Origin of the sequence: Bradyrhizobium sp. CCBAU 45384 (assembly GCF_028128665.1) — a bacterium.
Classification (GTDB): domain Bacteria; phylum Pseudomonadota; class Alphaproteobacteria; order Rhizobiales; family Xanthobacteraceae; genus Bradyrhizobium; species Bradyrhizobium manausense.
Genome location: NZ_LBIZ01000118.1, coordinates 365,054 through 384,758, shown reverse-complemented (window position 1 = coordinate 384,758; position 19,705 = coordinate 365,054). Strand labels below are relative to the sequence as shown.

Below are 19,705 nucleotides of genomic sequence, written 5' to 3'. Positions count from 1 at the left end.
CGTCATTCCGGGACGCGACGAAGTCGCGGGCCCGGAATCCATCAGGCCGCAGAACTGTCGTGCGATGGATTCTCAGGTGCGCAATTGCGCACCGTAGTACGCGCTGACGCGCGCCCCGGAATGACCGGAAATCCTCAGGAGGCAAGCCGGAAAATCCTGCGCGGTTATCCGGCCGCCCGTCTCGGCGTCAGGTTGGCGGCAAGATCGGCCGGCGGCGCGACATGCATCAAAATGGTCTGGGTCGCGGATGCGACCTCGATGCCGTTCTGCTGGAAGCGCTGCTTCATGCGACGGTTGAATTCGCGCTGGACCGGCCAGCGGCCGGCCTCGGTGCAGCGGATCTGACCGACGATCGACACCATCGCACCATCGACCTTGTCGATGCCCCAAAGCTCGAGGTCACCGCGGATCAGCGGGCGGAATTCGCTCTCGCGGCGCATCTCCTCGACGATGTCCTTGAGGATCTGGCCGGCGCGATCGGTGTCCTCCTTGTAGGCGACATTGACGCTGACGGAGGCGTTGCCGGCGCCGCGGCTGGCATTGGTGATGGTCGTCACCGCGCTGAACGGCACGATGTGCAGGGCGCCGTCGCCCGCACGCAGGCGAATGGTGCGGATCGAGACGTTCTCGACCACGCCTGTGAGCCCCGACACGCTGACCGTGTCGCCGACTTGCACCGTGTTCTCCAGCAGCAGGAACAGGCCTGTGATGAGATCCTGCACCAGTTTCTGCGAGCCGAAGCCGATGGCGATGCCGACGATGCCGGCGCCCGCGAGCAGCGGCGCGACATTGACGCCGATTTCGCTGAGCGCGGTGAGGCCGACGACGGTGGCGATGAGGCACAACAGCGCCGTGCGCAGCATCGGCTGGAAGGTGCGCAGCCGCGCGGCGCGGGCATAGTGCCCGTCGCGCGACAGCGTGTTGATCTGGCGATCCAGCAGTGCATTGCTGGCCTCCCAGATCGCCGCGGCGATGACGACGGCGACGCCGATCGTCGCCACCGCCGACAGCAGCCGGCCGCCGATCTGGCCGCCATAGAACCAGACGATGGCGTCGACGCCCCAGACCTCAAGCACGGCGACGAAGCCGATGAAGGCAATGACGCCGGAGACGATCCTGCGCAGCAGCGGCAGATAGCGATTGGCGCGGATTTCCAGGCCAGGAAAGCGATGGAGAATTTCCGGCTGGATGCGGAAGCCGCGGTCGATCAGGCTCAGCGTCACCATGATGGCGACGCGTGTCATCAGCGCCACCACGACGGTCCCGACGAAATATTGCAGCAGCAGCGAATAGCCATTGCGGATGTTCAGCGCCCAGACCGCCCACAGCGCGAGGTCGAGCGCGATTGCAAGATAATGCCAGCCGCCGGCGATGCGATTGCGCAGACGCGCCGCAATGCCCTGCCGTTCGGCGGGCGAGCGAATGGCGTCGGCCACCTGACGGCGGCATTGCAGAATGATGACCACGATGAAGAGATGGACGACCAGCATCACCATGCGCAGCAGCGCGGCATAGCCGGTGCGGGGCAAGCCGAGCAGGAGGGCGACATTGGCAAGGGCGATGCCGGACACGCCAACGCCGACGATGCGGCGGGCCCAGATCTCGACATAGGCCGCGGTCTCGGCTCGGACCGGAAACAGGCCGAACGGTCCCGCCAGGGCACGGACGATGCAGATGAGCCCGCGTGAGAACGCATAGGCATTGACGACCGCGAGGATCACGAGACGGACCGTTGCGGGTTCGCCGATCTCTGTTCCGAGCAGCGCGGTCGAAAGACCGACGAAAACGAACGCCGGCAGCAACTCGAGCACGAGCCGTCCGAGCACCAAGGGCAGCCGCAGCAGCAATTGCCAGACGCGAGCGAGGCTGTGACGGTGCCTGTGCAATTCGGCCGCGGGAGTGACCTCAGTGACCGATGACGGCGGATCTGCAATGGGAAGCGACTGGGCCGACAGGCGTGCGGTCTGCGGCACTCGTCCTTCGAGGAAGGCAACGGGACGCCGGATCAGGCGGACAATCACCCATTCCGCCGCGAGCGCGCAGCCGAACACCAGTGCCAGCTTCCAGGCGATCTCGATCAGCAAATGATAGGCATCAGGGTCATTCGCGGTCCGCACGATCCAGTAATAGAATGCCGGGAAATTCGTGAGCGTCCGCGCCATGTCGGCAACGTCGCGCGAAATCTCGCCGATCTCCTCGGACACGGTCAGCAGAAGCTGTGCGCCGAGTCCATCGGACGAGAGCGGGATTGGCGACTTCTGCTCCGGCTCCGGCGCCGGCGGCCGCTGTTCGCCCGACGCATTGGCGATCGCGCGCAGTGTGTCGATCATCAGCGCGCGCTTCTTGTCGTCCTGAAGCGTCTCCAGCGCCCGCTTGGCCTCGTCGGGCGACAGTGAGGCCGCGCTCTTGGCGGCGGGCGCAGGCGGCTCTGCCTGGACGGGGGAGAAAGATGAGAGCGCGAGAAGGAAGGCTGCGACAAGCACCGAGGCGAACTTATGCGACACGCGGATTCCCTAAAAAATGACATGCGCTGGCAGCGGTCGAATCGTCGCCGCACCAAACGCATGCGTCATGTCGGAAGCCGCTATTCGCCCCGATCGTATGTCGGAAGTTTGCCGGTGAGGCGACGATCTCTAGGCATTTCATCTCATGCAGCGAACGCGTCGAAAACGCACAGCGCCGGGCAGGTAGGGGCTCTGCCTTACTGTCTGCAGCCCACTAAACCTTGACCCGGCGTGCCGTTCGCGGTTTCTGCCGCTATGCGATAGTCCGAACGAGCTCCATCGCACTTAACGCGGCTGGATTTGCGGAGGTGGAGTCATAGACCTCCCCTTGCTCATGAGGTGGACGTTACGCGTCGCGCTGATCGCGACCACAGCCATGCTCCTCCCATGACATAAAACTGTCAAGCGGGATCAATGTCGCCAAGGATCACATTTGCACAGCTGTTCCGGGACAGACTGACCGCATAGGAGCCGCGTAGGAGCGCGGAATAAATCCCTCTCCGCAGCGTTTGTGTGAAAGACGATCTCCGCCTCCCTCGCCCTCCCTTTTTCAGAAAGCCAGAGATGAAAGCATTATCCTGCATCGCCGCTCTCGCGGTCCTCGTCACCGGTTCAGCTCTCGCGCAGACGCCGCCGCAGACCTCGACGAAGAAAGTAGAGGGCACCGACAATGTCTACATCTTCCGCTATGGCGGCCATCAGTCGATGTTCGTGGTGACTCCGAAAGGCGTGATCGCGACCGACCCGATCTCCTATTTGCGTCCGGCAAAGCCCTATATTGACGCGATCAAGGCCGTGACCGACAAGCCGATCAAATACGTCATCTACAGCCACCACCATTACGATCACATCGCCGGCGGCCAGCCGTTCAAGGATCTCGGCGCCACCTTTATCGCGCATCGCCGCACCAAGGAGCGGCTGCTCGAGCTCAAGAAGCAGAATTCGCTTCTAGCCGATGTCGTGATGCCGGACCAGTTGGTCGACAACCAGAAGATCATCACGCTCGGCGGCACCACGCTGGAGCTCGACTATGTCGGCCGCAACCATTCCGACAATTCGCTGGTGATGCGGCTGCCGAAGGAGAAAATCATCTTCGTGGTCGATTTCGCGCCGATCGAATCCGTCCAGTTCCGCAACATCCCAGATAACGCCTCGCCGCTGGAATATATCGCCTCGCTGAAGAAGCTGGCCTCCCTCGATTGGGAGCGGATGATCCCCGGCCATCCCAGCGCCGGCGGCCGGCTCGGCACCAAGAAGGACGTCGAGGACGACATTGCCTACATGGAAGATCTCTCGGCGGAGGTGAAGAAAGCCGCCGATGCCGGCAAGTGCTTCGACACCGCGATGAAGGAAGTGAAGCTGCCGAAATACGAGAAATGGGCGAATTACGAGGCGGGCCTGCCCGCCAATGTCGAGCGCTTCTGCTACTGGTGGGGACGCGGCTATTAGGAGCTTGCACAGGCGCGACGAGCTTCGCTCGCGCTGAAATCGTAGGGTGGGCAAAGGCGCGCAAGCGCCGTGCCCACCATCCGTCTCGGATACAGAACGTGGGCACGCTTGCGCTTTGCCACCCTACGAGAGCTGTCGCGATGATGACATCATGCCCCTGTTTTGCCCGACGGATCAACCAATTTTTCTAAAAATCAGAATATCGAGCGCATGCACCGGCAAGCTATTGATTCCATGACCCAAGGCTACTGTGCATGGGGTTGTTTTCGAACTTTTTCTCGATGGCCGGCTCTCAGCGGCCTAGAGAAACATGTCCGTCAGGTCGACCGTCGAGGACTTTCCGATCCGGTCAAAGTTTTGCGTCAGCCAGCTTCGCGCGGCCTCGCGGCCCTCATCGCGCAGACGACACAACAGGCTCCATTCGGGATGGAACTGGGTCGCCGTTCCGAGCTGCGACATCAGCTGGTCGTTTCCGATCCAGTGCATGAACATGCGGCTGTGCGTGTTGGGATCGAGCTCGCCCTCGTCGATGAGCCGGGTCGCGAAGGCAATCGCGCGCATCTCGCGCATCAGTGACGAGTTGAAGCTGATCTCGTTGATGCGATGGAGGACGTCGGCGGCGCTTGCCGGAAGCTCGTCACGCCGGATCGCGGTCACCTGCACGATGATGACGTCGTGACTGCCCTTGCGATAGATCAGCGGAAAGATCGCGGGATTCCCCAGATAGCCGCCATCCCAATAGTGCTCGCCGTCGATTTCGACCGCCTGGAAATAGGGCGGCAGGCAGGCCGACGCGAGCACGGTCTCTGCGCTGAGCAGCGGCGTCTGGAACACCTTGATCTTGCCGGTTCGGACATTGGTGGCGTTGAGAAAGAGCTGCGGTGCGTCCGGCGACGAATTGAGCCGGTCGAAATCGATGACGCGTTGCAGCAAGGACCGGAGCGGATTGAAGTGGAACGGGTTGAGCAGGTTCGGTGGCACCGTGTGCGTCAGCGTATGGATGAAGGCGTGGACGGGGTGATATTCCGGCGGCAGCTTGAGGGCCTGGATCACCTGGTTGACTGGTGAAAACAGGTCATAGAGCTGGTCCATCCGCGAGACCTCGTACCAGAACGCATGCAGGTTCTGCCGCGCCGCCTCGGCTCCGCCGATGGCCATGCCCGAGGCGAGCGCCACCGCGTTCATCGCGCCCGCGCTTGTGGCGCTGATCGCCTCGATCGCGAGCCTGCCGTCCTCGAGCACCTGGTCGAGCACGCCCCAGACGAAGGCGCCGTGCGCGCCGCCGCCCTGCAGCGCGAAGTTGACGTTCTTCTGGTTCCTGGTCTCGGGAGCGGTCACTTCTTGCGCTTCCTTCCTCCCTTCCCCTCGCTCTCCAGCGCTTTGCGAACCTCGGCAAACTCACGCAGCGAAGCCTTGTCGGCACGGGGGAAGCGCAGGTCCAGCTTTTCAAGCTCCGCCACGATCACGGAGCCTATCACAACGCGGGCGAACCATTTGTGGTCGGCGGGCACGACATACCAGGGCGCATGCGGCATTGCGGTGTGGCGCACGATGTCCTGATAGACCGCCTGGTAGCGCGGCCACAGCGCGCGCTCCTTGATGTCGTCCATCGAGAATTTCCACTGCTTGCCTGGGTCCTCCAGCCGATCGAGAAAGCGCCTGCGCTGCTCCTCCTTGGAAACGTTGAGGAAGAATTTCAGCACCACGGTGCCGTTGCGCATCAGGTAGCGCTCCCATGCGGCGATGTCCTCGAACCGTTCCCTCCAGATGTTCTTGGTGACGAGCCGCTGCGGCAGTTTTTCCTTGGCGAGGAGCTCCGGGTGCACGCGCGTCACCAGGCATTCCTCGTAATGGGAGCGGTTGAAGATGCCGATATGGCCACGCTCCGGCAACGCGACCACGTGACGCCAGAGGAAGTCATGGTCCAGCTCCTTGCTGCTCGGCGCCTTGAAGGCGGAGACCTCGCAGCCCTGCGGATTGATGCCCTCGAAGATCGCCTTGATCGCACTATCCTTGCCGCCGGCATCCATGGCCTGGAACACGATCAGCACCGACCAGCGGTCCTGGGCGTAGAGCTTCTCCTGGAATTCGACGAGACGCTTCTTGTTGGCATCGAGAATCGCCTGCGCCTTATCCTTGTCCAGATCGCCCTTCTCGTTGGTCTTGTAGTCCTTCAGGTGAAACTTGCCGGACCCGTCATGGCGGAATGGCGTGATGTAGCGGTCAAGTTCCTGGGCGAGCGATTTGGACGGCTTTTTGCTCATGAGCGCGGGGCACCTTGCGTTGCGGCTTCAATCGATCGAGCAGGCTACCAAGGATGCCCTTGGGAAGAAATATGATGAAAAGCACCAGCAGCACGCCGTAGACGAGATTGTCCCAGCCGACCGCGTTGGTGCCGAAGCCGATCCGCAAGGTTTCCGCGAGCAGGATGGTGATGACAGCACCGACGGTGGGGCCAAGCGACACGAACAGGCCGCCGACAATGGCCGCGAACACCATCTGCAACGACACTGCGATGCCGCTGACCGTGTCGGGCGTGATGAACATCTGGTACTGGCAATAGATCGCGCCGGCGAGCGCGGTCATCAAGGCGCTGATCAGCGTGATCTTCAGTTTCTCCGCGGTGACATTGACGCCAGCGGCGGCCGCGGCGTCCTCGTCCTCCGAGATCGCCTCCAGCGCATAGCGGCTCATGCTGCGATCGATCAAATGCCAGACGACGATGCCGATAAGCCAGACCGCAAGCGCGATCAGATACCAGCTGGTCTTGTCGTCGAATTGCAGCGCCGCCAGCTTGTTGCCGGACGCCCGGTTCGGCGTGTAGCCGAGCGAGCCGCCGGTGTAATCGCGCGTCGCCGTGATGACCTGAAGCACGATGCCTGACAGCGCCAGCGTCACCAGCACGAAATAGTGCCCGGTGATGCGGAAGCGGAAGCAGGGATAGCCGACGATCAGCGCCAGCGCGCCGGCTGCGACCATGCTGACCGGAATGCCGATCCACGGCGACAGGCCGAGGTGATTCCACAGCAGCGCGGTGACATAGGCGCCGATGCCCATGAAGCCGCCGTGCCCGAGCGAGACCAGGCCGAACCGCCCCATCATCGACCATGATGTGTAGGCGAACGACCAGATCAGGATCAGCACCAGGATGTGCAGATGATAGGGATCGCGATAGACGAAGGGCAGCGCGACCAGCGCCGCCAATCCGATCCCCCATGCCGCAAGTCGTCCCTGCCCCGTCATCGCCGCCTCGCGAGCAGGCCCGCGGGCCGGATGAACATCATGACAATGAAGAAGGCAAAGGCGAGCACGTAGCCCCATTCGAGATCGGAGAACAGGCCGCCGAGCGAGATGATCTCGGCGAACACGAAGGCCGCGATGAAGCCGCCGATGAAATTGCCGAGACCGCCGAGCACGCAGATCAGGAAGGTGATCGGCCCGAAGGAGAGACCGACGAAGGGGTGCACGTCATATTGCAGCACCAGGAGGCAAGCGGCGAGCCCGGCCAGCCCGCCGCCGATCGCGGAGGTAATGAGATAGATGCGTTTGGTATCGACGCCCATCAGCGCCATGATCTGTCGGTCCTGCGAGATGGCGCGGATCGCGGTGCCGGTGAAGGTGCGGGTCATGAACAGATAGACCGCGACCATGCCGACCAGCGCCGCCAGGAACGAGAGCAGGCGCGCGTAACTGAAATTCATGTCGCCGAAGGCGAGCACCGGCAGGCGGATGCCAAGGTTGCGGAAGTCGATGCCGAAAGCGACAGTGGCAAAGCTCTGCAGCACGAACAGCACGCCACCGGTCGCGAGCAGCTGGTTGATCGGCGGCGCGGTGAGCAGCGGCGCGATCACGAGGTAATGCAAGAGTGCACCGAGGACCGCGACGAGCAGGATGGTCAGGGGCGCCGCGATGAAATAGCTGAAGCCGCAATACTGGACCATGAAATACATGGCGTACATGCCGATCATCACCAGTTCGGCGTAGCAGATCCAGGTGACGTCGATGACGCCGAAGATCAGGTTGAGCCCGAGCGCAAGCAGCGCCAGCACGCCGCCAAGCAGGATGCCGTTGATCACCGCTTCCAGCAGGTAGATGTCGAAAATGTCCAGGACCGCCTGCATATGCGCCTCATACCCCCAGATACGCTTCCTTGACCGTGTCGCTCGCCAGCATCTCGGCTGAAGTGCCTGAGCTGCGAATCGTGCCAGCCTCAATCAGATAAGCACGATCGACCACACGCAGCACCTGCTGCACGTTCTGCTCGACGATCAGCACCGTCAGCCCGCTGGCCCGGATCCGCTTCACCAGCTCGAACACCTGCTGCACCACGACCGGCGCCAGCCCGGCGGACGGCTCGTCGAGAAGCAGAAGTTTTGGGTTGGACATCAGCGCACGGCCGATCGCGCACATCTGCTGCTCGCCGCCCGACATGGTGCCGGCCATCTGATGGCGGCGCTCCTTCAGCCGGGGAAACAGGTCGAACACGACCTCCAGCCGCTCGGCATAGCGACCGCGCGCCTCCTTCATGAAGGCACCCATCTTGAGATTATCGTCGACCGAGAGCTGCGGAAACAGCCGCCGGTTCTCCGGCACATGCGCAATGCCAAGGCTGACGATCTGGTGCGCCGGCGTAGCAAGAACGTCGACGCCCTCCATCGCGATCGATCCGCGCGGAGGTCGGATCAGGCCGGAGATGACACGCATCAAGGTGGTCTTGCCGGCGCCATTGGGTCCTATGACGCCGACGGCCTCACCAGCCTTGACGTCGAGATCGACGTCGAACAGCGCCTGGAAGGTGCCATAGCCGGCGTTGACGCCACGCAGCTCCAGCATCATTGGCCTCCCGCGCGACGGCGGGCTTCGGCGGCCGCTGCCTGGGTGGTCTCGGCATCAGTGCCGAGATAGACCTCGATGACGCGGGGGTCGCCGGCAACCGCGCTCGGCAGCCCTTCCGAGATTTTTTCGCCGTGATCGAGCACCATGACGCGGTCGACGACGCGCATCAACACGCCCATGATGTGCTCGACCCAGATGATGGTGATGCCGAGCTCGTCGCGGATGTTGCGCAGCATGTCCGCCGCCTGGTCCATCTCGGTCTCGTCGAGACCGCCGAGGCTCTCGTCGGCAAGCAGAAGCTTTGGCGCGGTGGCGAGTGCTTTCGCAAGCTCGAGCTTCTTCAAACCGGCCGCGCCGAGGCCGTCGACGCTGGCCTGGCGATCGGTCGGCAATCCTACCATCCTAAGCGAGCGCTCGGCCGCCTCCTCGGCCTTGGCGCGGCTATGGCGGCCCTGGCCATAGAAGCCGGCAAGGGCGACGTTCTCGAAAATGGAGAGGCGACGGAACGGCCGCGGGATCTGGAAGGTGCGACCGATGCCGCGGTTGATGATCCGGTGCGGCGCGAGGCCTGCGATCTCCGAGCCATCGAACCGGATTGATCCGGCGCTCGGCGAAAGCGTCCCTGAGAGCATGTTGAAGATCGTGCTCTTGCCCGAGCCGTTGGGGCCGATCAGGCCGACAATCTCGCCCCGCCCGACCCTGAACGACACGTTGTTGACGGCGGTGAAGCCGCCGAACCGCTTCACCAATCCGTTCACTTCCAGCACCGCCCTGCTCCGCCGCTACTGGTTGCCGTAGGTGGTGCCCTTCGGCAGCGGCAACACGGCTTCGCGCTGCGCCTGACTCTTGGGCCACACCACCCAGGACTTGTCGTCGATATACTGGATCACGACAGGGAACGAGCGCTCGTTCTGCCCCGCCATTGGCGTGCCCTCACCGAAGAACTTGACGCCGAAGCCGAGCATGGTGCCGCCCTCGGGGATATCGGTATCGAGCGCAGCCTTGCGCAACGCCTCCGGATCAACCCCGCCATACTTCTTGATCGCGCGCGGCAGCACGTCATCCATGAAGACGTAGGTGTTGGACGCGCCGATGCCGACATGAGCCGAGCGGATAGCGACGCCGGGCTTGATCTTGTCGAACTCCTCGCCGACCATCTTGATGACGGGCGCGAGCTTCGGATCCATGGTCTTCTGGTTGGCGAGCCAGATCGAGATCGGATCGGTGTTGAAGATATAGCTTGCGTCAGCACCCATCCCTTCCTTGAGCTTTTCGTAGACGCCGTAGCCCGCGCCGTGGCCGACGAGCGCTGCGAACTTCAGCCCCTGCTCGCGCGCCTGCCGCAACAGCAGCGTGATATCGGGGTTGTAGCCGGTGTGGAAAATGACATCAGGCTTGGCACGCTTGAGCTTGGTCACAAGCGCGGAGAGATCCGGCGCGGTGGCCGAATAGCCCTCCTTCAGCACGATGTTGAAGCCGGCCTTCCTGGCGCCGGCCTCATTGCCCTTGGCGACGTCGACGCCATAGGAGCCGTCCTCGTGGATGATGGCGACGCGGAGGTCCTTCGGCTCCTTGCCCAACTTCGCCTGAGCGTTCTGCGCAATGAAATCCATCGTCATCGCCCCGAACTGATCGCCGCTGGCCTGCGGACGGAAGACGTATTTGTAGTTCTTGTCGGCGAACACGGCAGACGAGATGCAGGTCGTCATCCACATGAACTTCTTGAGCTGCTCGACGCGGGCGGCCACCGGCACGCATTGCGCCGAGGAGAAGAAGCCGAGCACCATGTCGACCTTCTCCTGCTCGAGCAGGCGAACGGATTCGTTGATGGCGATGTCGGGCTTGCTCTGTGCGTCGGCGTAAACAGCCTCGACCTTGTAGCCCTCGACGCCGGTCTTGGTGAAATGGTCGAGGATGATCTTGGTACCGAGATATTCGAGCTCAGAGCCGCCGCCCGCGAGAGGGCCGGTCAGGTCGAAAATCACGCCGATCTTGATTTTCTTGTCCTGAGCCTTGTCTTCAGCCTTGGCCGAAGCCGTCAGGCCCATCGTCGCAATTGCGATCAACAGCCCACGTACCAAGCGGGCAGCCATGCGCAGGCGCATCTAAACCTCCCTGGACGATTATGCGTCGTATTCTTGTTGCTTTTGCTTTTTGCCCATCACATGGGCTGCGCGCGGCGATGTCAAGCCTCGCGCTCAGCGCGAGGCGAACTGCTGCTCGACGAAGGCCGTGACAAATCGCGGCATGGCCGGCGTGAGATCGCCCATTCCGCGCACGAGATGAATGGCCGACAGTTCGGGCTCGGTCTCGCGTGCAAGATTGGCCTCGATCCGGGCGCGGGCCACGTCGCCCGGCACATCAAGGTTGAGGACCTGTATCATTGCAATCGAGGGGCCCGTGACGATGCAGTGCCAATCCGGCTCGGCCCAGTAGTCGGCCGTGGTCAGCCCGGTCTCTTCCCCGAGTTCTCGGATGACACTGCCGGGAATGTCGAGCACTCCCTCCGTGACGTCATCGAGGTCGGGCGTACCCGAGGGGAAATAGATGCGGCCGGCATTCGCAGTGTGGTGCGCCATCTCGCCCATAATGAAGGCGCCGTCCGAGGCGCGCAGCGCGCCCATGCCAAAGCCGTTGAACACGGCCTTGTCGGGAAAGCCCCAGTCGCGCCAGGCGAGGAAACTGGCGAAATCGGTCTCGAAATAGGTCGCGGCAAGATGACCGTCGCCAAACACGGCATCGCGCCCGAGCAGGACACGGCCGTTCCAGAGCTTCGGCCGCTCACGCTGCTTCTCGGCGAAATGCGCCGCGATCTCGGCGCGCCGTTCCTGCGCGAACGGCCAGACGACCGGCCGCACGGCAAGGTCGAGCGTCGTGACGCGATGAATGACCAATGACGTCATGACGCCTTGTTACTACGACTTCGCGTCAGTTATTTGGCGCTTCCCGTGGTCTTCTTGGCCTGGTCGACGAACTTGTTGGTAAATGTCTTGTTGACGTCGATCTTGGCGTTCGCGACCTCCGGCGAGCCGACGCTGAACACCACGAGCACGGCATCCGCGCCCTTCGGGTCCATCTTGCCGGTCTCGGAGAACATCGGGATCGTGTTCTTCAGCGCAGCGAGATAGAGGTCCTTGTTCTTGCCGACCATCTCCTCCGGCATCTTCGCCATGATCTCCTCGGGAGAGTGCGAATGGATCCAGGCGAGCGTCGACAGCATCGCGTTGGTGAGCGCCTGCACCTCCTTCTCGTGGCCAGCGACCCAGGCCACCGTCGAGTATAGCGCGCCACCCGGATATTCACCGCCGAAGGTCTCGAGCGTGTCCTTTTGTGTCCGGGTGTCGCTGAGGATACGCAAGTCCGGATGGCTGCCCTTGAGCACCGTGACGGAGGGATCGAGCATCACCGCGGCGTCGATTTGCCCCTGCTCCATCGCAGCCACCGCGGTGGCGCCGAGGCCGACGCCGATGACGGCGGTACCGGCGGGGTCGAGACCATTCTTCTTCAGGAGATATTTCAGGAAGAAATCGGTGGAGGAGCCGGGTGCGCTGACGCCGACCTTCTTGCCGGCAAGATCCTTGATCGACTTGATGTCGGCCGTATGCGAAGGCGCCACCACCAGCACGAGGCCGGGATAGCGGTCATAGACCACGAAGGCCTGCAACTCCTGCTTCTTGGCGGCCAGGTTGACGCAATGGTCGAAATAGCCGGAAACGACGTCGGCACTGCCGCCGAGCACGGCCTTGAGCGCGTCCGAGCCGCCCTTGAGGTCGACCAGATCGACATTGAGGCCGGCCTTCTCGTACTCGCCAAGCTGCTTGGCCAGCACCGTCGGCAGATAGCACAGGCACGCGCCGCCCCCGACCGCAACGGTGACTTTGCTTTGCGCTGCGGCAAGCGAGGTGGTGAGCGTCAGCGCAAGCAAGGCGCCGGCGAGCCTGGCAATCGTGTTCTTCATTGGTTTCCTCCGTTCGGCTGGCGGCACCATAGAGCAGCAGGGTGGGCTTGAGAAGGCGACTAACGGATACGCCTACCCGCGGCCGTCTACGGTCGGCCGCCAGACCAGTAGACGCCGCTCCACCAGCGTGACCCCGAAATCGATCAGGATGACGAAGGCCGACAGCACGAACATGCCGGCGAACACCCCGGCGACATCGAACACGCCCTCGGCCTGCTGAATGAGATAGCCAAGGCCGGCCGCCGACCCCAGATATTCGCCGACGACGGCGCCGACCACGGCGAAACCCACTGACGTGTGCAGCGAGGAGAACATCCACGACAGCGCCGACGGCCAATAGACGTGCCGCATCAACTGCCCCTCGCTCATGCCGAGCATGCGGCCATTGTCGAGCACGGTGCGGCTGACTTCCTTGACGCCCTGATAGACGTTGAAGAACACGATGAAGAACACCAGCGTCACGCCGAGCGCAACCTTGGACCAGATGCCGAGGCCCAGCCACAGCGCGAAGATCGGCGCCAGCACCACGCGCGGCAACGCATTGACCATCTTCACGTAAGGGTCGAACACGGCGGCAACCAGCGGCTGGCGCGCGAACCAGAAGCCGATGAGAACGCCGCCGAGCGATCCGATCACGAAGGCCAGGATCGATTCCATGAGCGTAATGCCGAGATGCTTCCAGATCACGCCGGAGACGAACCATTTGACGATCTGATCGAACACATCGATCGGATTGGAAAAGAAGAACGGCGGCAGCAGGATCTTGCCGAACACCGGCACCGTCGACAGCAACTGCCACAGCACGATGCCGACGATCGCGACCAGGAGTTGCAGCGCAAGCAGCGAGACGCGCGACATCAGACCGCCTCCGCCGCGTGGGTGGATTGCGCGTAGCCCTTCATCACCTCGTCCTTGAGCACGCTCCAGATCTCGCGATGCAGCGCATGGAACTCCTTGTCCAGCCGCACCTCGAAAATGTCGCGCGGGCGCGGAAGCGTGACGCGCCAATCGCCGATGATGCGCGAGGACGGCCCCGCCGACATGATCACGACGCGGTCGGCGAGCGCGATGGCTTCCTCTAGGTCATGGGTTACGAACAGCACGGCCTTGCGGTCGGCATTCCAGAGATCGAGCAGCAGATTGCCCATGACTTGCCGCGTCTGCGCATCGAGGGGCCCGAACGGCTCGTCCATGAGAAGAATTTTGGGATCGCGGATCAGGACCTGCGCCAGCGCCACGCGCTTGCGCTGGCCGCCTGAGAGCATGTGGGGATAGCGGCCCGCAAAGGCGCCGAGGCCCACGGACGTCAGCCATTTCTGCGCTTGGGGTAGCGCCTCGGCGCGCGCCGTGCCCCTGATCTCGAGGCCGATAGCAACGTTGTCGAGCGCGGTCTTCCAGGGGAACAGCGCGTCGGCCTGGAACAGATAGCCGGCATCCCGGTTCAGCCCCGCGAGCGGCCGATCAAAAATCCTGACGCTGCCGGCGGCCGGCTTGAGCAGGCCGGCGGCGACGTTGAGCAGCGTCGATTTTCCGCAGCCGGTCGGCCCGACAATGGCGACGAACTCGCCCTGGGCGACCGTGAGATGGGCCTTCTCCACCGCTGTATAGACCCGCCCGTCCCCCAGCCGGAACGCAACCTTGGCATCTTCCAGCGCCACTGCCGTGGGCGTTGTCATATGTTCCCTCCAAACTTCGCTTGATGCCTTAGCCGCTCGCGCGACCAAGTTCAATCAAGCGGCCAGGCGTGCTACGCATGGGCCTTGGCCCTGCTCTCACCCTCCCTGGAGGGGGAGGGTAAGAGAACAGCGAGCCCGTCAGCGATGCCTTCCAAGCCGGCGATCAGCTACCGAAACGTCAGCAAGAGCTTCGGCGCCCTCAGGGCCGTCGACGATGTGTCGCTCGACATCGCCGAGGGCGAGCTTCTGGCCGTCGTCGGCCGCTCGGGCTCGGGCAAGACGACGCTGCTGCGGCTCGTCAACCGGCTGATCGAGGCCGATGGCGGCACCATCACGGTCGAGGGCAGGAACGTGCAGGACATCGATCCGGTCGCACTGCGGCGCCGGATCGGCTACGTTTTCCAGAGCGGCGGGCTGTTTCCCCATCTGAGCGTCGCCGACAATATCGGGATCACGCCAAAACTGCTCGGCGCGCCCGCAGCCGAGATTGTCGCGCGCGTCGACGAGTTGATCGAGCTGATGCAGCTCGACCGTGCCTCCCATCGCGACCGACTGCCGGAAGCGCTCTCGGGCGGCGAACGCCAGCGCATTGGCGTGGCGCGGGCGCTGGCCGCCAAGCCCCGCATCATGCTGATGGACGAGCCGTTCGGCGCGCTCGACCCCCTCACCCGCGACGCCCTCGGCGAGGATTTTCGCGAGCTGCACCGCAAGCTCGGCCTGACCACTGTCATGATCACGCATGATATGACGGAGGCGATCTTGCTCGCCGACCGGATCGCGGTGATGCGCGGCGGAAGGCTGCTCGCGCAAGGTACGCCGGCGGAGCTGTCAGCGAGCAGCGATGCCTATGTGCTGGAATTGCTGCGCACGCCCCGCCGCCAGGTCGAGCGGCTGAACGCGCTGCTGCGACAGGGCGGTGCGGCATGAGCCTTTTCAACGATCCGCGTTGGGGCGAGGCGCTGTCGCATCTGCCCGACTATCTCGGCAATCATGTGCGGGTGAGCCTCGCCGCGCTCGCGCTTGGCCTCGTTGTCAGCCTGCCGCTCGCCATCCTGACGCGCAATCGTCCGGCGCCGCGCGCCATCCTGCTCGCCCTCGCCAGCATCGTGCAGACGGTGCCGGGGCTGGCGCTGCTCGCATTGTTCTACCCGCTGTTGCTGTTCGCGGCCTCGGTGACGCTGAAATGGTTCGGCGTTTCCTTCTCCGCGTTCGGCTTCCTGCCTGCGATGCTGGCGCTGGCGCTCTATTCGATGCTGCCGGTGCTGCGCAACGGCATCACCGGACTGAACGGCATCGACCCCGCATTGATCGAAGCCGCCAAGGGCGTCGGTATGACCCCACGGCAGTCGTTGGTCATGGTCGAGCTGCCGCTGGCGCTGCCGGTGATGATGGCCGGCATTCGCACCGCTGCGGTGTGGGTGATCGGCACCGCGACGCTGTCGACGCCGATCGGGCAGACCAGCCTCGGCAATTACATCTTTGCCGGACTCCAGACCCAGAACTGGGTGTTCGTGCTGTTCGGCTGCGTCGCCTCGGCCCTGCTGGCGCTCGCCGTCGATCAGCTGCTCGGCCTGATCGAGAGCGGCCTGCGTCAGCGCGGCCGCTTGCGTACCGCGCTCGGCGCGACTGGCATCGCGGCGCTGGTTGCGGCGACGCTGGTTCCGACGATGGGACGCTCGTCGTCCGGCTACGCTGTCGGCGCGAAAACCTTTGCCGAACAATATGTGCTCTCGGCCCTGCTTCGCGACCGCCTCCAGGCCGCAGGCCTCTCCGCAACGGCGCGATCCGGCCTCGGCTCGAGCGTGGTCTTCGGGGCGTTGAAGGCCGGGGATATCGATCTCTATGTCGATTATTCCGGCACGCTCTGGGCCAATCAGTTGCACCGCACCGATATCAAGCCGCGCGCAGAACTGGTGGCGGAGTTGAAGACGGCGCTCGCCAAGGACAACATCACCCTGCTCGGCGAGCTCGGCTTCGAGAATGCCTATGCGCTGGTGATGCCGAAAAAGCGCGCCGACGCGCTCGGCGTCCACACCATCGCCGATCTCGCCGCGCACACCTCGACGATGTCGATCGCCGGCGACTACGAGTTCTTCTCGCGACCGGAATGGGCGGCGTTGCAGAAGGCTTACGGCCTTCAGTTCGGCGCGCAGCGCCAGATGCAACCGGACTTCATGTATGCGGCGGTGGCGAGCGGCGAGGTCGACGTGATCGCGGGCTATACCAGCGACGGCCTGATCGCGAAATATGATCTGGTGGCCCTCGACGATCCCAAGCAGGCGATCCCGCCCTACGACGCGATCCTGCTGCTGGCGCCGAAGCGCGCCGGCGACGAGCGGCTCAAGGCGGCGCTGAGCCCGCTGCTCGGTAAGATCGACATCTCCACCATGCGCGAGGCAAACCTGCGCGCCAGTGGCAACGATGCGAACTCCTCGCCGGATGCGGTCGCGAAGTGGCTGTGGGAGAAGGTCGGCGGGCGATAAGGTGAGATTCGTAGGGTGGGCGAAAGCGCATAAGCGCCGTGCCCACGGTCTCTGGATGCGTGTGAGAAGTGGTGGGCACGCTTCGCTTTGCCCATCCTACGGATTCTCGGAATTTCGGTAAGGCTACAGCCCCCGGATCATCCCCGCATCGATCAGCAGCCGGTTCAGCCGCCGCGCCTCGGCGCCGTCCTTGCAGCCGTAGAAGATGCCCTTGCAGCGGAGCATGATCTCCTTCTGCTCCGCGAACGACGGATCGAGCGGGATGCCGGCAGCCTCCTGGATCACCAGCGGCAGATAGGGACCGTCGATCGTGTCCATCACGGCGTCGCTCTTTACCGGCTCGAAATTGACCGCGTCGATGGCGTAATAGGTGGCGTAGAGGCGCGGATCATAGGCGTCGAGCCTCTTGCCGATCGCGCCTTCGTCGAGCCCGGGCTCGAGGATAGCAGGGGCGAACTCCGGCTGGTGATCGCCATAGCGCACGATCAGGAACGGCTCGCCCGGAAAATTCTTGGTCAAGCCCGCGAGGAAGGCTTTGTATTGCTCGGCACTCATGGCCTGGCGGCGCAGATATTCGTCGATGGACGGCAGGTTGCCCGGCGCGCGCCAGTTCGGCAGCAGGTCGGGACGGAAGCGCGTCTCCCAGGGGAAATGGTTGGCGCCGAGATAGATGAAGGTGAACAGCGGCTTGTTCGGCGTGCGCTCGGCCATCAACCGCAGCGCCTTGTCGTAGAAGAAGCTGTCGGGCTCGACGTCTTTGGCGCCGAGATCGTGAGAATCGAGAAAGCGCTCGACGCCGGTCGTCATCTGGAAGCCGCGTGCGCTCATGAAGCCGCCATAGGCAGGGTAGAGCGACATGGTGTCATAGCCGCAACGGCGTAAGCTGAGCGGCAGGCCACGCTCGACGCGGCCCGACGCAAGGCGCGTCACGAAATAGGCAAAGCGGCCAAACGAGCGCGAGGACAGACCCGCCAGCACGTTGTATTCGGTGAACCAGCTCGGCCCGCCATTGCTTTCAGCCAGGAAGGTGCGCTCCTTGCCGTCCCAGGACTTGAAATGACTGCCGTAGCCCGATGGCACCTTGATGCCCTGCGCGGCGCGGATATCGAAGCTCGATTCATCATGGATCATGATGATGTTCGGTCGGCGGCCCGCCGGGTGGCAGGCGTCGACCAGCGGTATATTGAGCCGCTCATTGGTCGCGGCGGCCGACTCCATGAAGCCGTACTCCACGAAATCGGACACCGCAGTGACGCCGGAGCGGAAGAACTTCGAAAGATAGCCGTCGTCGTAATAGCCGCGCCAGGCCTCGTCCGGATGATAGGCGGAATAGAAAACCAGGGCGGCGAGACAGGCGAGCTTGCAGGCCAGCGCTGGAAGGCGGCGGATGCGGAACGGATCGAGCCACCACAGCGCATACATCAGCGGCAGCGTGACAAGGCCCGCCCCGATCACCGACCAGCGCAAATTCGGGAAGATCGTGAACAGGAACGCGACCGTGTCGCGATCGATCATCATCAGGTCGATGAAGTTCACCGTCATCTGCACGACGTCGTGCTTGAGCCGGGACAGCAGCACCAACACCACGACCATCGTCAGCGACAATGCGCCCGACAGTGCCGGCCGGCGCAGCAGCGTGATCCAGAAGAAGTTGAGAATGCCCCAGGCGAGCAGGAAGGACAGGCGCGAGCCGAAATCGGTCTCGGTCTCGTACATCAGCGCAAGAGCAGCGACATGCGGCGCGGCCACCGCCAGCAGCCGCCAGATGCCGAGCGCGGCGACGCTCGCCAGAACGGCGGTGGTGGCAGAAGGATCTGGATTGGGCGCGGACGCCATCGACGACACGCTGAACTTGGGACCGGCGCGGTGATGCCAAGCCGTCTGGCCAGCATCGAGGCCGCCAAGGCGTCCGGCGCAGCCGGCTGCACCGTGTCACAAAACTGTAATGGAACGGTCACGAACAGGCAACGCGCGCGGCGATCCGACCTTCGCTTAATGTTAGCGGACGGCGAAGGGCCGCACTTGGATGACCTAGCTCTTGGCGATCCCTGCGATGAACAGATCGATCACGCCCTCCGCCATCCGCTCGATCTCCCCCTCCTCGACGCCCCAGCGCGGGAAATGGCCGTCGAGGTTCATGCGGGCAAAGCCGTAGATCAGAGCGCGGCCGGCGATCAGGATACGTTTCAGATCCGGCGAGCGTAGCAGGCCCTGCGCGGCCGCCTCAGCCAACATTCGTTCGGTCAGCGCGACGAGCTCGGCGTTGTCGCGGAGCAGTTCGGCCGAGCTGCCATACGCGAAATAGCGTCCCGTGGAGATGATCTCGAAATGCGCGGGGTTGTGCATCGCCCAGCGCAGATAGGCGATGCCGAAAGCGCGGAAGCGCACCAGCGGGTCGGCGGAGGTCGCTTCCGCCAGCGCGGCCTCGATCTCGGCGCGAAAGCGCCGCTGCGCCTCCTCGGCCACCGCAGCCATCAAGGCGTCGCGGTTGGGAAAGTGCCGGAATGGCGCCCCCGGCGACACCGCGGCGCGGCGCGCGGCCTCGCGCACGGAGACCTCGGCTCCTTCGGCCGCCAGTTGCAACGCAGCATCGATCAGCACCCGGCGGAGGTCACCGTGGTGATAGGGCCGGGCTTCGGGTGCCTGGCGACGGGCGCGTGGCTTTGAAATCCGGGGCTTGGGGGACTGACGGGCGGGCATACCGCTTCCTAGCATCACCCGAACGTGAATGTAAGCATCGATTACACCGTTGACGAACGGGCCCTGTCGAAATGTAATCGATGATCACATGACAGGGGA

General features: G+C 63.7%; 17 protein-coding genes. 3 read left to right on the top strand and 14 right to left on the bottom strand.

Annotation, left to right across the window (positions count from 1 at the left end):
• Positions 1-164 precede the first annotated feature (164 nt).
• Entirely contained in the window at positions 165-2,504 is a 2,340-nt protein-coding gene (locus XH80_RS35595; protein ID WP_271602636.1) for a mechanosensitive ion channel domain-containing protein, read from the bottom strand.
• Positions 2,505-3,068: 564 nt separating this feature from the next.
• On the opposite strand from XH80_RS35595, the gene XH80_RS35590 reads away from it, so the two are divergent.
• Positions 3,069-3,953, top strand: coding sequence for an MBL fold metallo-hydrolase (locus XH80_RS35590; RefSeq protein WP_271602635.1), 885 nt, complete (start codon positions 3,069-3,071; stop codon positions 3,951-3,953).
• 300 nt (positions 3,954-4,253) lie between these two features.
• Here the strand turns inward: XH80_RS35590 and XH80_RS35585 are convergent, their stop codons facing one another.
• The 11 genes from XH80_RS35585 to XH80_RS35535 all read right to left on the bottom strand — a co-directional run bounded on the left by XH80_RS35585 (position 4,254) and on the right by XH80_RS35535 (position 14,423).
• Positions 4,254-5,291, bottom strand: coding sequence for a patatin-like phospholipase family protein (locus XH80_RS35585; RefSeq protein ID WP_271602634.1), 1,038 nt, complete (start codon positions 5,289-5,291; stop codon positions 4,254-4,256).
• The gene (locus XH80_RS35580; RefSeq protein ID WP_271602633.1) at positions 5,288-6,217 is read right to left on the bottom strand and encodes a polyphosphate kinase 2 family protein; all 930 of its coding nucleotides are present in this window, start codon (positions 6,215-6,217) and stop codon (positions 5,288-5,290) included. The genes XH80_RS35585 and XH80_RS35580 overlap by 4 nt, the downstream gene beginning before the upstream one ends.
• Complete coding sequence (locus XH80_RS35575) at positions 6,177-7,196, bottom strand: branched-chain amino acid ABC transporter permease (protein ID WP_271602632.1); 1,020 nt, start codon at positions 7,194-7,196, stop codon at positions 6,177-6,179. Before XH80_RS35575 ends, XH80_RS35580 begins: the two co-directional genes overlap by 41 nt.
• Positions 7,193-8,074 (bottom strand): branched-chain amino acid ABC transporter permease, encoded by an 882-nt coding sequence (locus XH80_RS35570; RefSeq protein ID WP_271602631.1) that lies wholly within the window; start codon positions 8,072-8,074, stop codon positions 7,193-7,195. Before XH80_RS35570 ends, XH80_RS35575 begins: the two co-directional genes overlap by 4 nt.
• 7 nt (positions 8,075-8,081) lie before the next feature.
• Positions 8,082-8,786, bottom strand: a complete 705-nt coding sequence (locus XH80_RS35565; protein ID WP_271602630.1) for an ABC transporter ATP-binding protein — start codon at positions 8,784-8,786, stop codon at positions 8,082-8,084.
• Entirely contained in the window at positions 8,786-9,556 is a 771-nt protein-coding gene (locus XH80_RS35560) for an ABC transporter ATP-binding protein (protein WP_271602629.1), read from the bottom strand. The genes XH80_RS35565 and XH80_RS35560 overlap by 1 nt, the downstream gene beginning before the upstream one ends.
• Positions 9,557-9,571: 15 nt before the next feature.
• Positions 9,572-10,894: an ABC transporter substrate-binding protein gene (locus XH80_RS35555; protein ID WP_271602628.1), complete on the bottom strand. Its 1,323-nt coding sequence runs from the start codon at positions 10,892-10,894 to the stop codon at positions 9,572-9,574.
• Positions 10,895-10,987: 93 nt separating this feature from the next.
• Entirely contained in the window at positions 10,988-11,692 is a 705-nt protein-coding gene (locus XH80_RS35550; protein ID WP_271602627.1) for an NUDIX hydrolase, read from the bottom strand.
• A 29-nt stretch (positions 11,693-11,721) separates the two neighbouring features.
• Positions 11,722-12,747 (bottom strand): ABC transporter substrate-binding protein, encoded by a 1,026-nt coding sequence (locus XH80_RS35545; protein ID WP_271602626.1) that lies wholly within the window; start codon positions 12,745-12,747, stop codon positions 11,722-11,724.
• A gap of 72 nt (positions 12,748-12,819) precedes the next feature.
• Positions 12,820-13,605, bottom strand: a complete 786-nt coding sequence (locus XH80_RS35540; protein ID WP_271602625.1) for an ABC transporter permease — start codon at positions 13,603-13,605, stop codon at positions 12,820-12,822.
• Positions 13,605-14,423, bottom strand: a complete 819-nt coding sequence (locus XH80_RS35535; RefSeq protein WP_057747262.1) for an ABC transporter ATP-binding protein — start codon at positions 14,421-14,423, stop codon at positions 13,605-13,607. The genes XH80_RS35540 and XH80_RS35535 overlap by 1 nt, the downstream gene beginning before the upstream one ends.
• A 144-nt stretch (positions 14,424-14,567) precedes the next feature.
• On the opposite strand from XH80_RS35535, the gene XH80_RS35530 reads away from it, so the two are divergent.
• Entirely contained in the window at positions 14,568-15,350 is a 783-nt protein-coding gene (locus XH80_RS35530; protein ID WP_271602624.1) for an ATP-binding cassette domain-containing protein, read from the top strand.
• Positions 15,347-16,906 (top strand): ABC transporter permease/substrate-binding protein, encoded by a 1,560-nt coding sequence (locus XH80_RS35525; RefSeq protein ID WP_271602623.1) that lies wholly within the window; start codon positions 15,347-15,349, stop codon positions 16,904-16,906. The genes XH80_RS35530 and XH80_RS35525 overlap by 4 nt, the downstream gene beginning before the upstream one ends.
• 123 nt (positions 16,907-17,029) lie before the next feature.
• Here the strand turns inward: XH80_RS35525 and XH80_RS35520 are convergent, their stop codons facing one another.
• Together XH80_RS35520 and XH80_RS35515 are read right to left on the bottom strand one after the other, a co-directional pair.
• Entirely contained in the window at positions 17,030-18,742 is a 1,713-nt protein-coding gene (locus XH80_RS35520) for a sulfatase-like hydrolase/transferase (protein ID WP_271602622.1), read from the bottom strand.
• Positions 18,743-18,937: 195 nt separating this feature from the next.
• Positions 18,938-19,606 carry a TetR/AcrR family transcriptional regulator gene (locus XH80_RS35515; protein WP_271602621.1) on the bottom strand — a complete coding sequence of 223 codons (669 nt, stop codon included), beginning with the start codon at positions 19,604-19,606 and terminating at the stop codon, positions 18,938-18,940.
• Between the last annotated feature and the right edge of the window lie 99 nt (positions 19,607-19,705).

Coding starts and splice junctions, on each gene's coding strand:
- XH80_RS35590 (WP_271602635.1), top strand. CDS start 3,069: ATGAAAGCATTATCCTGCATCGCCGCTCTCGCGGTCCTCGTCACCGGT.
- XH80_RS35580 (WP_271602633.1), bottom strand. CDS start 6,217: ATGAGCAAAAAGCCGTCCAAATCGCTCGCCCAGGAACTTGACCGCTAC.
- XH80_RS35575 (WP_271602632.1), bottom strand. CDS start 7,196: ATGACGGGGCAGGGACGACTTGCGGCATGGGGGATCGGATTGGCGGCG.
- XH80_RS35570 (WP_271602631.1), bottom strand. CDS start 8,074: ATGCAGGCGGTCCTGGACATTTTCGACATCTACCTGCTGGAAGCGGTG.
- XH80_RS35565 (WP_271602630.1), bottom strand. CDS start 8,786: ATGCTGGAGCTGCGTGGCGTCAACGCCGGCTATGGCACCTTCCAGGCG.
- XH80_RS35555 (WP_271602628.1), bottom strand. CDS start 10,894: ATGCGCCTGCGCATGGCTGCCCGCTTGGTACGTGGGCTGTTGATCGCA.
- XH80_RS35550 (WP_271602627.1), bottom strand. CDS start 11,692: ATGACGTCATTGGTCATTCATCGCGTCACGACGCTCGACCTTGCCGTG.
- XH80_RS35545 (WP_271602626.1), bottom strand. CDS start 12,747: ATGAAGAACACGATTGCCAGGCTCGCCGGCGCCTTGCTTGCGCTGACG.
- XH80_RS35540 (WP_271602625.1), bottom strand. CDS start 13,605: ATGTCGCGCGTCTCGCTGCTTGCGCTGCAACTCCTGGTCGCGATCGTC.
- XH80_RS35535 (WP_057747262.1), bottom strand. CDS start 14,423: ATGACAACGCCCACGGCAGTGGCGCTGGAAGATGCCAAGGTTGCGTTC.
- XH80_RS35530 (WP_271602624.1), top strand. CDS start 14,568: ATGCCTTCCAAGCCGGCGATCAGCTACCGAAACGTCAGCAAGAGCTTC.
- XH80_RS35525 (WP_271602623.1), top strand. CDS start 15,347: ATGAGCCTTTTCAACGATCCGCGTTGGGGCGAGGCGCTGTCGCATCTG.
- XH80_RS35520 (WP_271602622.1), bottom strand. CDS start 18,742: ATGGCGTCCGCGCCCAATCCAGATCCTTCTGCCACCACCGCCGTTCTG.
- XH80_RS35515 (WP_271602621.1), bottom strand. CDS start 19,606: ATGCCCGCCCGTCAGTCCCCCAAGCCCCGGATTTCAAAGCCACGCGCC.